The sequence below is a fragment of the Gluconobacter albidus genome (assembly GCF_002005485.1).
GTDB lineage: Bacteria > Pseudomonadota > Alphaproteobacteria > Acetobacterales > Acetobacteraceae > Gluconobacter > Gluconobacter albidus.
This window is the reverse complement of sequence record NZ_CP014689.1, coordinates 1307132-1323501: the sequence shown is the minus strand read 5'-3', so window position 1 is coordinate 1323501 and position 16370 is coordinate 1307132. Positions and strand designations below refer to the sequence as shown.

Annotated in this window: 9 protein-coding genes and 1 pseudogene; 3 read left to right on the top strand and 7 right to left on the bottom strand. The window is 52.4% G+C overall.

What is annotated here, in order from left to right; all coding sequences use genetic code 11:
* Positions 1-8: 8 nt before the first annotated feature.
* From A0U94_RS05875 to A0U94_RS05855, 4 genes are all read right to left on the bottom strand, one after another.
* Positions 9-1343, bottom strand: a complete 1335-nt coding sequence (locus A0U94_RS05875; RefSeq protein ID WP_077802769.1) for an MFS transporter — start codon at positions 1341-1343, stop codon at positions 9-11.
* 135 nt (positions 1344-1478) lie between these two features.
* The gene (locus tag A0U94_RS05870; protein WP_077802768.1) at positions 1479-2633 is read right to left on the bottom strand and encodes a M24 family metallopeptidase; all 1155 of its coding nucleotides are present in this window, start codon (positions 2631-2633) and stop codon (positions 1479-1481) included.
* Between the two features lie 169 nt (positions 2634-2802).
* Complete coding sequence (locus A0U94_RS05865; protein ID WP_244178092.1) at positions 2803-3435, bottom strand: TetR/AcrR family transcriptional regulator; 633 nt, start codon at positions 3433-3435, stop codon at positions 2803-2805.
* Positions 3436-5558: 2123 nt separating this feature from the next.
* The gene (locus A0U94_RS05855) at positions 5559-6452 is read right to left on the bottom strand and encodes a LysR family transcriptional regulator (RefSeq protein ID WP_077802766.1); all 894 of its coding nucleotides are present in this window, start codon (positions 6450-6452) and stop codon (positions 5559-5561) included.
* A 134-nt stretch (positions 6453-6586) separates the two neighbouring features.
* Between A0U94_RS05855 and A0U94_RS05850 the strand changes: the two genes are divergently transcribed.
* The 3 genes from A0U94_RS05850 to A0U94_RS05840 all read left to right on the top strand — a co-directional run bounded on the left by A0U94_RS05850 (position 6587) and on the right by A0U94_RS05840 (position 10098).
* Positions 6587-7900, top strand: coding sequence for an MFS transporter (locus A0U94_RS05850; RefSeq protein WP_077802765.1), 1314 nt, complete (start codon positions 6587-6589; stop codon positions 7898-7900).
* A 36-nt stretch (positions 7901-7936) separates the two neighbouring features.
* Positions 7937-8623, top strand: a complete 687-nt coding sequence (locus A0U94_RS05845; protein WP_077802764.1) for a D-lyxose/D-mannose family sugar isomerase — start codon at positions 7937-7939, stop codon at positions 8621-8623.
* Between the two features lie 95 nt (positions 8624-8718).
* Positions 8719-10098 carry a carbohydrate porin gene (locus A0U94_RS05840; protein WP_077803873.1) on the top strand — a complete coding sequence of 460 codons (1380 nt, stop codon included), beginning with the start codon at positions 8719-8721 and terminating at the stop codon, positions 10096-10098.
* A gap of 1001 nt (positions 10099-11099) precedes the next feature.
* Here A0U94_RS05840 and A0U94_RS05835 read toward each other — a convergent pair.
* The 3 genes and pseudogenes from A0U94_RS05835 to A0U94_RS05815 all read right to left on the bottom strand — a co-directional run bounded on the left by A0U94_RS05835 (position 11100) and on the right by A0U94_RS05815 (position 15621).
* A pseudogene (locus tag A0U94_RS05835) lies at positions 11100-12181 on the bottom strand (IS5 family transposase).
* A 146-nt stretch (positions 12182-12327) separates the two neighbouring features.
* On the bottom strand, positions 12328-13815 hold the full coding sequence (gene xylB, locus A0U94_RS05830) for a xylulokinase (protein WP_077802763.1): 1488 nt from the start codon (positions 13813-13815) through the stop codon (positions 12328-12330).
* A 1620-nt stretch (positions 13816-15435) separates the two neighbouring features.
* On the bottom strand, positions 15436-15621 hold the full coding sequence (locus A0U94_RS05815; protein WP_077802762.1) for a YaeH family protein: 186 nt from the start codon (positions 15619-15621) through the stop codon (positions 15436-15438).
* Positions 15622-16370 lie beyond the last annotated feature (749 nt).

The window sequence follows — 16370 nt, the reverse complement described above, 5'->3', positions numbered from 1 at the left end:
GGCAAAACTCAGGACGCGCGTTCGATCTCTTCCAGGGAACGGTTCACGGTCGACGGCCCCAGGATCAGAATGCACAGCGCGCCGACCAGAAGGATCAGCGCCGTCATTCCAAACACTCCCGCAAACCCGGCTTTCGGATAAAGCGCCCCGATCAGAAGCGGCGCCGCAATGGCTCCGGTGCGCCCGATAGCCGAGGAACTTCCCATGCCCGTCGCTCGCAGAACCGTCGGAAAAATTTCGGGCGTGTAGGCATAAACCCCGGCAAACGTGCCATTCATGAAGAACGACAGCAGCATCCCCGCCGCCAGAATTCCCCCGGATGACGACACACCCGCCATGCCGGCTGCACTGAGTACGGCAGCCGCCAGATACGTCACGATAGTCGCCTTACGGCCGAAATATTCGTTACAGAGACCCGCGCTGAAATAACCCGGAATCTGCGCCACACAGATGGCGATCGAAAACCCGAAACTGTGCGTGATGGTAAATCCCCGCGCAATCAGAAGCGTCGGCAACCAGGAGAAGAACGCGTAATAGCTGAAGGTGACGGACAGCCACAGAAGCCAGCTCATCGCCGTGACCCGCCGCAGCCCCGCACCCCAGAGCCGCAGGAACTGCCCCCGCATCGGCACGGACGCGACGGAAACAGCCTCGGCTTCATAAGCGGGAGATGCCACACCCATGCTCTTTTCGATTTTGCACAGAACGGCATGAGCGGCCTCACCCTGCCCCGAACCCACCAGCCAGCGCGGCGATTCCGGCAGCGCCCGACGCCACCACAGCAGCATGACCACGGGACACGCCGTCAGACCGATCGCCCAGCGCCAGCCATTTTCCGACCCCGGAACCAGCGCGTAACCCAGCAGCGACGCCCCCACGAACCCGAACGAGAAGAACCCCGCCAGCGCGCCTGTAAAAACCCCGCGATACCGTCGCGGCACGAATTCTGACAGATACGGCGCAATAATCGCGGACTCAGCGCCCGTGCCAATTCCGGCCACCACGCGCGCCAACACAAAACCATGCCAGCTCACACACAGCGCCGAAACGAAAGAGCCGATGCAGTAACACGCAAGCGCCCACATCATGACCGAACGCCGCCCCCAGCGATCCGCCACCAGACCCGCCCCAAGCGCTCCGATGAAATATCCGAAAAATGCCCCACTTCCCAGCAGCCCAAGCTGGGTCATCGACAGTCCCCACAGATGCTGCAAGGCAGGCATCACAAACGCCAGAATGGCGCCATCAAGCCCATCGAAACAGTATCCCGCCCCCCCGAGGAACAGGAGCTGGTAGTGAAAAGCGGAGAACGGAAGACGCTCCAGCCGATCTGCAATGGACATAAGTTTTTATCCCGGAACGACATGCAGTAAAGAGAGGCAGTTTCTTCTCCGTGCCCTCTCACCCCGGAACAGTCACGGCGAGAGGCACGGTCCGGAAGAACTGCGGTTACGGATTTCCTCGTCTTGGGAAGGGCTTTACCCGACGATCAGATCTTCTTTCCTGTCGGGATATTTCGTGAGGATCTCATATCCGATCTCCGTCACCAGAACCGTGTCGGAATGGCGGTATCCGCCCTTGCCCTTGATGTAGATCCCCGGCTCAATGCTGAAGATCATGCCCGGCTGGATGACATTGTCCTCGCCCAGCGCCAGGAACGGCGCCTCATGGCTGGTCACGCCAAAGCTGTGTCCCGTCCGGTGCAGCGGTGTCTCATACCCGGCTCCATGCGCAATCGCCTGACATGCCGCATCAATCTCCGAACCGATCGCGCCCGGTTTGAGCATGTCATATGCCTTGTAACGCATCTCCATCATCGTATCGAAAGGCCGCTTCGCTTCTTCGGGAATAGTCTCCAGAAAAAACGTACGCTCGATTTCCGCGCCGTAACCGTTGATCTTGCCGGCAATCAACCCAAGGAAAGGACCACCCGGCTCACAGGTCGCGGTCAGGCACGAAAAATTATGCGGATCGTCCGTATAGGCCGGCGGCTGAATCAACCCGGCCGCATGGGTGGACATGACGTTGTAGTGCGGGGATTCCGTCAGACAGCGCTGATAAAAATATGGCGTCACATCGCCAATGGTGTGCGCCACCATCACACTGGGCTTCACCTTGCCCAGCATCATCTGCAACGCTTTCGTCATCACATCGCTGGTCCAGGCGATCCGCGAAATCTCATGCGCCGACTTGATTTCCCGAACCTCGTCAATGATGTCCAGCACCTTCACCGGATTGGAAATCTGCGTCTGCAGATACGCCGGGCAGGCCCCCTCGATCCCGATCGTTCCCTGCTTTGGCAGCGCATCGGCAAACCGGTCAGACCAGCGCGACCCCACCAGCGCCGGGAACTCCGCATAGCTCAGAAGTTTGAAGTCCCCGACCTTGTGACGCAGCACATGCGGCACCTCAAGCACCGGCACGACAAAGAACGTCTCGGTCATCGTCAGCACGAGCACAAACGGCCGCTCATGCACGAAATTCGCAAAATTCGTCAGATAATAGACATTGCTCGGATCAAAGGAGATATAGGCGCTCAGACCGGCCTTCTCCATTTTCTCACGAACCCTGCGGTGACGTTCGGCAATCTCGGGCGCGGAAACCTGTGCGGCAGTCAGAGGGGGCATCGTCATGTTTGACCTTTATCTGTCCGGAACAGGCCTTTCCCGCTCCGGAGGCAGACCGTTCGTGAATCCAATATAAAAGCAATACAACCTACTTGTTTTATAGGCGTCAAGAAAATTATTCTAAAATAGCAATGATCCGGTTGCCTCGCCTTTGCCGCCGCAGGTTGCACCCTTATCAGGCGGGCCGATCCGCAATCCTGAGAAGTTCCGCCCGCGAGAAGCGCCGCCATGTTTCAAAAGAGCGCTCCAGATCCTCCAGCGGCACGCCCCGCGCGCGCTCGACCGCCAACCCCCGCAGAAGTGCCGAATTCAGCAGTCGCAACTCGACGAAATACGGGTCCGGTGGGGCCATCCTGCGCCCGGAAAGCCAACGGGTCATGAACTGGTCGATCCTCTTCAGAACCGGCGCTGTCGCCGCCTCCAGATCCGGATCGCTCCGCCGCGCCAGTTCGATTTCCACGGTCGCCAGAAATTCCGGTCCGTCCGTTACCAGCCGCCACATCGTGTCCAGCATGGCATCCACCCGGTCCTCGGGGCTACCTTTCATGCTCAGTGCCCGCCGGTAAAGCCGCGCACGCTTGACGGCATAATGCCGCAGCACCATCGCCATGACCTGCGCCTTGGTCGGGAACTGGTGCTGCAACGCTCCCAGACTGACCCCTGCTGTCTTGGCAATGCGCTGGATGGTCGTCGCGGTGTAGCCCTGCGTCTGCAACAGCATCACGGTCGCATGCACGACCTTGCTCCGCGTCACCGCACTACGATCGGCCTGCGTTCGGCGTGGTGCGGGTAAAATATCAGAAGACAATGATAAGGTCATAAACTTTCAGATCGGCAATCTCTGAACAATATGTTCGAAACGAAACGTACTTTTACAGGCACCGCACCTGATAGGAAATGTGCTTCTTTTTCTCTTGGGCTCAGGACGCATTTTTTGAGAGAGAAAAGGATTCTTAATGCGATGTATTCTTCAGGCATGAATGTGAGCGCATAGCGGTCATCTCTTTGTACCGTCCCCTCTTTCTGTTCTAAGATTCACGCATGCCATTAGCGCTAAAATCCTCTGCCGGAATCGGCGAGACGATCCGCCAATTTTCGACGCGGAAGACGATCCAAAACGGCATTCATTCCAATCTGGGTAGAAGATAATTCTATGACGCCGGTGCGGATGTCGAAGGAAGGGGATCAAGCTGACCACCCTCAACGCTCTGCACATGGCTGACAATATCAATGGGGATGCAGTCATGGGCACGAAATGCTGGATCACCATGATCAACTTGCACGACGCAAAGCTGATTGGCAGTGCCGGGTGACCAGGAGGAAAACACAATGATTGCGACTCGCCCAGGCACAGAAAAAAATGAGCCTCGATTTGGAACTCCAGCGTTAAAAAATGAAGAGTCACTAAAGCCCTTTCGATCTTAAGCCTTGTTATAAAGGCACAGCTTCCTGACTGCCTGCAAAAGCGAGATCACACGTTCATCATGCTCAATTGACTTAGATCACGTTGACAAAAGATTTGATCCAACGAAAGATGAAGTGTTTTGGTCTTAACGGGTTACGATGCGGCGCATCTGCTTGAGGTGGTTGAACATCCGCTCGATACGGTTGCAGTCTCCGTAACTCCTCCAGCCTGTTTTCTGTGGAAGGCTTCGGCCTTTTCGGGAGGGAATAACCGGCAGGATCCCACGGATCATCAGATCCAGGCGGAAGCTGTTACAGTCATGGCCCCCATCAGGGCGTCCCTGACTGTAACATTAAGCATGGATTTCGATCGTAAAGCCGCTACGTGGTCGATCACAAGCCTCCGAATGAGCCCCCTTCTGCGCCCGTAGCCTGTGAATGGGCACGAACCACGGCGCTGTCGCTCAATGCAACAAGTTATCAATTAGCCCCAGATCTGTCAGCGTTTGCAGCAGAGGATCCCAGACACACTGTTCAGCCCATCCGGCAAAACCCGACATAAACCGAGTTCCACTTGCCATAGCGCTCATGTATGTCCCGCTAAGCGGTATTCCATGCACACTAAATGTAGCATGCCATTGAGAAACGGGCGGTTATATCTGGCTAGTCGAACTCAACGTTCGCGCTCAGGCGACAAAAGCGAACCAAGTATCGCCCATTCCCAATCCGTCAAATCGCCATGAAAGAGCCGCGCCCTTTTTCCGTAAGGAGGTGCCTCGCTACCCCCATGGCTGCGACGGCGCATAGAGGACGACGATCGTTGATTAAATTCATTTCAAATGATTGTTCAACATTTATATTAAAATGATGGTGAGCGGAAAAATCAAAGTAAATGATGATATATACTATTATAAAATAAATCACCAGTTTTCAATTTTTGATCTGAATATACCAAAAATATACAGTTCAGAAAAAGGCGTTTGGTTTTTTTTAGATCACATACCATTATAGGAAAATCCGCAAAATTAAAGTAACCACAAAAGTTGCTACACCGAGAAGACTTTAGGCAATAAGCGCGTGTACGACGCATATCCTGTGGCACTCCCCAACCGTCCTCGTAGAATTTGCAGTGGCCAAGGGAAGTTTGTCCAACCCGTTCCGTCGATGAATCATCTGATGCATCGACTATTGGGTTCTAGGTGTTTCCAGACTGTTCATGAACGGCCTTGGCCAGAGTCCTTCATGAGGTGAGATACAGCGCTTAACATTATTATGCGCCGCTTTCCGTTCATCGAGAGGATCAGCCCGACCGCGTAGCAACCCAGAACCAATGCCCAACGCTCTGCGACAGACGGAATGCGGAAATCAGGCTAAGGAACCATCAATCAACAAACAACTGCTCTTCGACCGCGCCATGTCAATGTCTGCGATTGGACCCACACAATGATTATATAAAAACGTATCATGTATGATATTAACAATAATTATTACGATATTATGTGCTGGGTATTCTTTCCCTGCTTGATCTCAGGACATGACCTCAAACACAAACCGCTCAATGAGAAGACAGACATTTCGAGCTAACGGGCTCTGTTTCTCATGACTTGCCATGCCAATTGCCGAGAATATATCTCCCAAGTCCAATGGAATCCGGACGATGCCAGACGGTGCAGCATAGGTGGCGTGGGCTGGGACAACTGCAACACCCAGTCCCGCCAGAGACGCTAGGTGAATAGCCGTCGTAAACTCTCGGAAATACCTAATCCTCAGTGGTACAAGACCATTCTGGTAAAAACAGCTCAGCAGTGCATCATGAAAACCCGGTGCATTTTCCCGTTCGAGCATCAAAAGTGTCTCTGCGCTCAGGTCAGACGCCCGCAAAGAGGCATGCGTCGCCAAAGGATGATGAGAGGGCAAAACAGCAAAAAATGGTTCTTTCCCAATGGGACGAATATCGACATCAGGATGCTGTAGAGGCAAACGCACAAAACCAATATCCAGTCGATGCTCCGCAATCGCCTCAACCTGACGTACGGAATTCATTTCCATCAGATCAAACTGGATAAAGGGGTACCGCTCTGCAAAATGTTGGAACAGTTTTCCACCAAACATAGGAATGATAGATGATACGAAGCCAAGACGGATACTTCCCACAGTTCCGGCCGAAATGTGTCTGGTCGATTTCCGTGCGTCATCAAGAATTGAAAGGACCCGTCTAGCCTCCAATAAAAAATTCTGCCCGGCAAGAGTAATAAAAACGTGATTCCGTGATCGATCTACGAGTTGAACGCCAATTTCTTCTTCCAGATGCTTGATGTGACCACTTAAAGCAGGCTGGACGATATTCAGCCTGGCGGCGGCACGCCCAAAATGCAGCGTTTCACCAAGTGTAGAGAACGAACGAAGGTGTTTGAGTTCCACGGTATGAGTTCCTGATCACGCCCTATGATCAGCTTCATCGCGAAATAGAATTGGAAGTTTGCCCTCGGACAAGAAAGAACTTCGTGATCACCCGCTCAGTCGAGCCGGAAAGAAAAGTATGACGAGGTTTTCTCATGTCCATTGCTCTTTCCAGGACACGTGCATCCGGGCGTTGGTTGCGCATCATGCCGATCGTGTTCGTGACTTACAGTCTTGCTTACCTTGATCGAACAAATTACGGCTTTGGAGCAGCAGCAGGCCTCAATGAAGCCTTGCAGATTTCGCCTAACCGCGCGGCCTGGCTCGCATCGCTCTTCTTCTTGGGATATTTCTCGTTTCAGATTCCTGCCGCCGCCTATGCGCGTCGGCATAGCCCGACGAGAATGATCTTTTTCTGTATTCTCGGTTGGGGTGTGCTGGCCTCATTAACCGGCTTGATCAACAACTTCTGGCTGCTGGCGCTGGACCGGTTTCTGCTTGGCAGCATGGAAAGCCTGATTATTCCAGCCATGCTGATTCTGCTGACCGAATGGTTCACCCGAAACGAACGTTCAAGGGCTAACACCTACCTCATCCTTGGCAATCCAGTTACGGTGTTGTGGATGTCAGCCATTACTGGATATCTGATTTCACAATACGGCTGGCGAAATGTCTTCATCATTGAAGGCTTGCCCTCTGTCATCTGGGCTTTTGTCTGGATCGCAACAATGTCGGATCATCCGGCGCAGGCCAAATGGCTGAAGGTAGAAGAACGGGAGGCTCTCGAACAGCAACTCGCAAAAGAGCAACTGGAGATTCCAGATCGTCACGCAAGCACATGGTCAGTCCTTACCGATAGACGTGTTCTCAACTTGAGCGCTCAACTTCTTTTATGGAGCGTGACAGCTTACGGTTTCATCATGTGGTTGCCCGATATCATCCACAGCGGCGGCTCGAGTATGGGAAGTACAGGGCTGCTCGCAGCCGGTCCCTATGCTGCATCAGTAGTTTTGATGATTATCGTCTCGTACGTTTCAGACCGTTATCAGATCCGCAAGAACATTGTTTGGCCGCTTCTTGCCGTTTCAGCACTTTGCTTCTTTGGCAGCTACTGGCTGGCCGAATATAGTTTCACGCTAGCCTATTTCTGCATGGTGTTTGGATGTGCGACAATGCAGGCCCCCTTGGGACCATTTTTTGCCATTGCTCCAGATATTCTGCCCCGTGAAGCTGCAGGAATTGCGATGGGCGTCATTAACAGCGCGGGGGCTCTGGGCGGTTTTCTCGGCTCCTGGATCATTGGTTATATCCAGGCACGAACCCATAGCGTCAGCCTCAGCTTCGCCTTCATGTCTGCGTTCATTCTGGCAGCGGCCATTCTGATGGCATTTTTCAAAAGCCATCCCACCCCGAAAAATCAGGGTTCACCAGAGTTTTCTGGAGCACATCCGGGTATTTCCCCCTCCTAAACCTCATCATTTCATCTTCCTTACAAGGAAAAAACCATGCTGCTCAAACGCTCACAGATTAATTCCAGCATCGATCTGGCAATTGATACCTTTCGCAAATATGGCATCAGCCTTCCTGAGTTTGCCTACTGGTCTGCAAAAGACTGGACGACGAAAGGCCAGGAAACGAACGAAATCCGGGACTGCATGCTTGGCTGGGACGTAACGGACTTCGGACAAGGCGATTTTACACGGATCGGACGTACTTTGTTTACCCTTAGAAATGGGTCGCTTCGTCGTCCGGGTTATACAAAAAGCTATGCCGAGAAACTTATTCTCGACCCAGAAGGACAGCGATCTCCAGCACATTTTCATCGGACAAAGATGGAAGACATCATCAATCGAGCGGGTGGCGTCATTCTGGTGCAGCTCACAAAAGCTGGCGCAGACAACAAGCCTGCACAGGAAAGTTTTCCTATCCATGTCGACGGCATTGCACGTCAACTCAACCCAGGAGACATCATCCGGGTGGAACCGGGCCAAAGTGTCTGTATTCCCCCCCGAACCATCCACCAGTTCTGGGGAGAAGACGGAACCGGCCTTACTGCCAGCGGTGAGGTTTCTTCTCTTTGCGATGACCATGAAGACAATTTCTTCCTTGAGCCATCTGCCCGTTTTCCAGAAATAGAGGAAGACGAGGAACGTCGTTACTTCCTGTGCAATGAATACCCTCACATTTCCTAAAATATCGTTCAGGAGAAGAGAATATTCCTCTTCTCCTTCCTTTTATGGTGAAGATGATGTGCCAGTACTTCGGCATCAGAGGCCGTGTCTTCTGGATGATTCTCCTTTTTTTTCTAACACCTTCCCAATATGCATTCGCCCAGTACCGAGGCCCTATCTCGCAGAATGCGCCGTCTTTTTCTCTTGATACCCCCACGTCCTACGAAAACACACCTTTTACGCCCCCTGTTGAACATGTCGTATCAAGATGGGAGGCGCTCCAGAAAAAGTGGAACAGGTACGGTGTTGGCATTGTGATTGATTACACAAGCGAGAGCGCCATGGCCCTGAATGGAGGACACGGAGGCAGTGCGGGGTATGCTCATCAGATCGGAGCAGAACTGGATCTGGACTGGGAAAAACTGCTTGGTTGGACGGGGTTCAAAACACATACAGTTGTCATCAACCGGGCGGGCCATAATCTGGCGGCCGATTTTGGTGACCGATCCCTCAACGGTTTTCAGGAAATATACGGCGGCGGTGGAAACGTCGGCGTCAAACTAGTCTTTCTCTATGGCACGCAGGATTTATGGCACGATCGCTTGCAGATCGCTGTCGGGAAAATGCCAGTCAATATAGACTTTTCGACGTCTCCTCTTTTCTGCACGTTCATGAATAAATCAATTTGTGGAAATCCCAAATCTCTTACCCGAGGGGATCCGGGTTTTGGTACTTATCCGGGCTCTACATACGCTACCCGTGTCCGGGTATGGCCGCTACATGGCATCTATTTTCAGGCCGGCGTTTATGGAACGAACCCCGATCTCGCAAGTAACGCTTATGACCGGGCCGGATACAACTTCAGCACTAATCGCTATACGGGTATTTATATTGCGGCAGAACTCGGTCTCATCCCATCTTTCGGAAAGCATAATCTTGTAGGTCATTACAAATTTGGCGTTGCTTACGACACGGCCAATTATTCGGATAACTTCCTAGACATCAATGGAAACGCCCTAGCAATAACCGGGAAAAAGGCTCAACAGAGAAACGGAAAAACGCAAGTCTGGCTGGAAGGCGATCAGATGATCGTCCGCAATGGCGATGGTCCGCTTCATGGTTTCTATATCATGGCAGGACTTATCCGTAACGATCCAGAAACGGCCCCCTATCTCTACCAATATTATGTTGGCGCCGTGAATCGAGGATTCCTTAATTCAAGGCCTAAGGACATGCTTGGTATTATCATGACCCGTGCTACAGCCAGCCCTAGTCTCGTTGCGACCCAAAAAATAAGATATGCCGCTCATCAACCATTTCCTGGAAATGCAACATCTCCGCAGAGCCACCTGACAATGCTAGAGGTCTCTTACAGTATTCATGTCTGGGACGGAATTTCCATCCAGCCCGATTATCAGCTAATTATTCGACCTAATCTGCAAAAAAACAAAAAATCCATCAGCGCTTTTGGTTTCAGGCTACATGCTGTACTCTAATGTGGATTGGATTACAGCTCTTCCAAAGAAACAGAAGGTTCAGAAAAAAACAACGCGCCCCTCTCTTGAACTCTACTGGACGATGATCGCGCTTTTTTTTGGTACCAAAATAATATAATAGGATGTGCGGTACTGACTGAACCGCACCGGGATTGGTGGAGACTATTTCTCCTGAGAAGCAGGTCTGATAAACAATTCAGCGAAGAAGTTTTCCCTTAAAATTCCTGCCAGGGCAGTTCGACTGCTCCCGGAACATGAGAGAGCATCCATCACGATAGGCCGCGATAGTTTCTGAACAGATCGGCTCTTCGGCGCATACGCTCAACGAATGGCTGGACTGGATCGTATCCTCGAACTGATCGACAATATAACCCCAACCGAGGCCGAGCGACAGTTTTACACTGCTCTTTACCAATCCCGGGGCGGTATAGTTCACTGAAATCGGAAGCCAAGGTGTTGTTCAGAAGTTTGTCACCTGATGGACGAGTGGAAATGACGTTTGAAGGGCGTTTTCTTGACGCCACGCTTCGGCTTAAAAGCTTCTGCCCCCCCCCCAGCATTCCGAATGTTTCGCAACATTTGAATATTTTTTTATCTTAACTGCCCAATTCAAAAAATCGTTGTCGAAAATGACGTCCTTGAATTGACGGTATCACATGGGTATTCAGGACGAACTATATCATCGCGGCAGGCGGCTTTAGGGTTGATATCTCAAAGCGTCAGGCGATTCAGGTCCTTTTCGATAGGATATCTGGAAAGGTTGTTTTATGGCCGCCCCTGATGATTGCAGGTCCTGATAAGCGGATTATTTTGTTTTTTATAGTCGTCACTACTCATTGGAAAGTAAATTTAGAAATTATTCCCATAAAGAATAGAAAAACTGACTAATTAAATCTGGGGGGATGGAAGAACTGTTGATGGATGTGCCTGGCCTGTGATTTCTGAGTTTTGAGGCACTTATTGATGGTTTCTGATCTGAGTTTTGAGCGGATTGGGAGCTATCATCTGCTGGATTGCCACGCTGCAGCGCTGATCCGTTCCAGGAAGAGGAAGCGGCGCATATTGTAGAGGATGTTGGCCAGCCCGACCCTCATGGTGGCCCGCGTTATGCCTACAGTTCGGACGAACAGTCCTGTTTGCGATTTCTGATCGGCAAAAACATGCTTGACACGCGACCGGATAACGGATTTTCCGGCGTTGGATCTCTGGATATGCCGGGGCATCGGCTTGAGATGCGGTTTTTTCCTGTGGACCTTCGAGACAAAGCCATGCTTTTCCATGAAGTCCTCATTGGCCGTTGAGCGGTAGGCCGTATCCGACCAGACCGTTGAGGCTGTATTGGCTCTATCCAGCAGGCCTTCGCGCAGTCTGGCGCCATCATGCGTCGTCTTCCATTTGCGAATCAGTCGAAATTTCCGTCGATGGAGACGTGGAATTTGTAGCCAAAGAACGGGATGGCGAGATCGCTGGACGGATGGTTCCATCCTCCTGCCGCTTTGCTTTGGTAAGTTTCAGCGTCCAGCGCGCATGACGATCTTTATGAGACAGCTTTGACAGCTTGTCCTTCCAGTCCTGCGGGATCCGTCCCTCCCGAAGATCCGCTTTCTCCGCGTTCGTATTGCGCTGCTTCGGAGCCGCGACCAGCGTAACATCCAGGATCTGGCCTGACATCGGCAAGATCACCGGCCTTCCTCAAAATAGCGTCAAAGCGATTGAACGGAATTTCAATGACCCCCACCTGTGTCAGACGTTCGCGGAACAGCCAGACCGTTTTGGCATCCGGCTCCCGATCCGAAAGCCCCGGACCAAGGAAACGCATAAAAGACAGGCGGTCATTGATCAGACATTCCGTCCGCTCATCAGACAAATTGTTCAACGTCTGGATCACCAGGATCTTGAACATCAGCGCCGGATCAAACGGAGGGCGCCCGCCTTTGCTCCCGTCTGAATACGCCTGAGCCATGTTCAGATCCGGACGGAATACTTCAAAATCCACAGTCTGGGAAAACGCTGCGAGCTGATCGCCAAGTCAACTCAATCGCGCAAGCCGCTCTTCAACATCAAAGAAACCAGACCGCTTCATCTCCCATCCCCAATCAACACGGAAGAAATGGAATCACAGCGAGAGGCCCAAAACCAGAGGGGTTTGCAAAACCTCCATCTTATAGAAATTCATATTATTCTTTTCCATTTGTAATAATATAAATTTTTTGATCATAATTTATTTGATCACTTCTGGCTTTCCAAGACCACCGCCTTCACCATGTTCAGGCTGGGATACAGCGCTCGATATCCCGCATAGGCTATCTCGTAAGCACGACGCAGCGACGTATCAGGGACAACCGTCCCTATGCGCTCGGGGGACAGGCACACTGCATCCACATCCTCGCCCGTTACCGCCAGCCGCGCCAGCCGCGCCGCGCCGAACGCTCCTCCCGTCTCGCCGTTCGCCAAACGATGTAGGGGAATTCCCAGCACAGAGGCGAGTATCGCTACCCATAAAGTACTACGCGATCCGCCGCCAATCACGGATGCCTCGGCTATTTCAGACCCAGATTTCCGTAACCCCTCCAGAGCATCTCGAAACGAAAATGCTACACCCTCGAGGACTGCCTGTGTCATCTGCGCGCGCGTCGTGTCCTGTGAAAGGAGTGCAAACCCGCCGCGCACTGCACCGTCATTGTGCGGTGTGCGTTCGCCGGAAAGATAGGGCGCGAACAGGACGGGAGAGGGAGCGTCGGGCGCGTCGGGCGCGTCGGGCAACTCGGCCAAAAGAGACGCTTCTGTCATCCCCGTCACTCGTGACCACCATGCCAGGCACGCCGCTGCCGATAGCGTTACCCCCATCTGATGCCACACTCTCGGTATAGCATGACAAAACGTGTGAATTGCGGCCTGAGCGCCCCCGCGATATGAATCCGTCGTCACCCATACCACGCCAGAGGTTCCAAGAGAGAGAAACGCGTCGCCCGGCTTCGTCGCGCCCAGCCCGACCGCTCCCGCGGCATTGTCTCCGGCACCGCCTGCGAAAACCGGTGCCTTCTGCATCCCCCAACGTCGCATCAGATCAGGCTTGAGGACCCCGGCAGCTTCGCTTCCTTCTCGTAACTCCGGCATGTGGGACAGCGACAGCCCCGTCGCCGACAGCGCTTCCTCCGACCACCGGCGCCGTCCGACGTCAAGCCACAACGTGCCTGAGGCGTCCGACATGTCTTCAATCGCTTCGCCCGTCATGACAAAGCGCAGCCACGCCTTGGGCAGAAGTACACGATGCGTCTTCGCAAAAACGTCCTTTTCATGCGCCGCCACCCAGATCAGCTTCGGCGCCGTGAAGCCCGGCATGGCAATATTGCCCGTCACCGCGCGGCTTTCGGGGAAGCGACTCTCGAATACTGCACACTCGGCTTCAGCCCGCGTGTCGTTCCATAGTAAGCAGGGACGAAGCACAACGTCCTTCTCATCGAGTAGAACAGCGCCGTGCTGCTGTCCCGACAAGCCGATGCCCGTCACCTGCGACACTTCTGACGGATAGGCCTTTGCCAGTGCGTCGATGGCGTCGAGTGTGGCCGCGAGCCAATCTTCGGGATTTTGCTCGCTCCACCCCTCATGCGGGCGGGAAACTTCCAGCTTCACCGTCTCCGAGGCCAGCACACGCTGCGCTTTGTCTGTGAGGACTACTTTTACCCCCGACGTACCCAGATCGATTCCGATATACATCTGTTGCCACCTGCCATATCACTAGGCTGCAAGTTTGGACCTGTTCGCATGCCATGGCGCGCCACGTTTGTGTGATGGATGAATATTAGTTCGTAGTGACGGTTTCTAGTTCACCCTGATTCCCAAGGCGAGAAATGCTTTTTGTGATTGTCATGTTATCTGGAAAATAACGAGATTCTCGAGAAGTGCTTCGCGGGAATGTATTCCTTTTCCTTTGGATGTCGGCAAGCGGTATAAAAGTAACGATTCCTGACTGAAAAATTATTATAATAATTCTATGATATTTGTTTATTATACTTTATCTTATGATAATTTAATCATTCATATTCAGTTGTTATTTTTTTGCCGTAGAGCATTGGCACATCGAATTTTCTGAGATCATTTCTCTATCAGCATTTTGTCCGCGGTTTTAGCTTCCTGTGTCGCAAGGCAGTGCATAGATTGCAGCCAAGGAATATCCTTTGCTGCGGCAGTGACAGGCAGCATTGATACGCACAGGCATCCACGAACTTCCTCAGTTTTTGGACGAACAGGGCTTCACAACCGAGCATGCTACAGCCTTGCCGGTGATCAGTCATACGTTGCTTTCCATGACTTGAAGAGTATTACTCCCGAATGCTGGAAATCATTGGTATGCCATGCATTAGGTCGCGTTGACAAAAGGTCTACACGACCTGACGGATCGGAAATGGGCGATGATTGTTCCGCTTCTGCCGCCTGAGCGCGGACGTTGAGATCGACCGGTCAGAGACAACTGCCTGTTTCTCAATGGCATGCTGCGCTTAATCTCCTGTGCACGGGATGCCTCTGGTTTGACATGCATGAGCGCTATGGCAAATGAAATTCGGTCTACGTCTGGTTCGTTCGTGCGTTGGGTTGAACAGGCTGCCTGGGATTCTGCTGCAAACGCTTACAGATCTGGGACAGACCGATAACTGGCACCATATACTCGACAGCACACCGTAGTTCGTGCCCGTTCACAGGCCACTCGCGCAAAGGAGGACTCATGCGGAAGCTTCTGGTCGGTCACGAGGCGGCTTTACAAGCAAAATCCACGCCCCATGCGACACTCACGGACGTCCTCTTGGCTTTTTCCGCCAGGATCTGCTGATCCATGGGATCCTGCGGTTATTTCCTCAAGAACAGGCCGCAGCGTTCCCCAGAAAACAGACTGTCGGCGTTACAGTGACCGCAACCACCTCCCGCAGATGCGCCGCATCGCGACATGCTACGACAAGACCGCCTTGTCATTCATGAGCTTCCTCAACCTCGTCGCAGCAAATGTCCGGATCAGATCTTGTGTCAACGTGACCTAGATGCTCCTGCTAGCCACTATTGCCCCGGACGGAATTAAGGATGTGTCAGCTCGGCAGGCTGTCGTCATTTACCAGACAGAGCTGACAAATGAGGCTCTCATCGGCCTTGAATAAAAAAAATTGATGGCTGAACTTTGTCTTCCCTTTCTACAATCACAGCCGGAAAATTATTGATCACAAAATTTCTCTGAGGAACTGCATTATCGTCTCACGATGCCATTCCCGCACTTGCACGCGTGAGAACTTTTACTCTTGGTGTCGGCCAGTCAATCCGTTTCGGACTATACTGGTCGGGCCAAACCCATCACGCTAAAGACGCCAAACCGTCGATCTTATCGGCCAGTGCCGAGACCATGTGCTTGATGTCAACAGAGACCTCTGACTTATCAACAGTTATATTTAGCTGTTCGACATCACTCCGCAACTCAGAAATCGTCTGACGGATTTCTGAATTGATGCCGTCTTCGTCGTTATTAGAGCGATAGGACACATGTGCCTCCGGGAAAAATGGAATAGTGCGCCCTAGACGACTTTCTTGTCCAGCACGGTTTGCTTTCCCTTTGTACTGACTGCTCTATTTTCGTTATCTTCTGACTACGGCACGCTTTGGCCTAGCGGCGACAACAGACTGCACGGTGCCGGTCAATATGGACCTGTAGGGCTACAGCCAACAAACTTCATCTATCAATGACACCCTGAAGGATTCTTTTGATACGATGAAATTTGGCGCCCTAGGCATCGTTTTGAAAGCCTTCTGCCATTATCTCCCGCTCCCTGAAGCGGCGGAGATCTTACGTCTTATATAGACGTGCAGAATTCATACTCGCGTGGCCGGGATCTCTCACCGTTCAAGGTGGCATGGACGAGTTCAGCGGCAACGGGGACGAGCAACGCTTGTGCCAATGCATCCGGCAATCTCAATCTTAGCGCGACGGCGTGCAATTGATGAACGAGGCGCAGTTTTTAGTGAAGAACTCAATCTTCCCTCCTCTCAAATTAAAAAAACACTTTCGAGTAACTTTTATCCATCAGCTTAGGTCACGTTGACAAAGGACCTAACCCAGAGCTTTGCGGCGGCGAGGTTGAGGAGCCTCATGAGGAGAACGTGGTCTTGTCGTCGTGGGTCGCGATGCGGCTGCAGTCCCGATGGCGTTTCCAGTCTGCTTGCTGGGAGCGCCACGGCCTTTTCGTGAGGGAATAACCGGCAGGGTCCCGTGGATCAGCAGGTCCTGGCGGCAG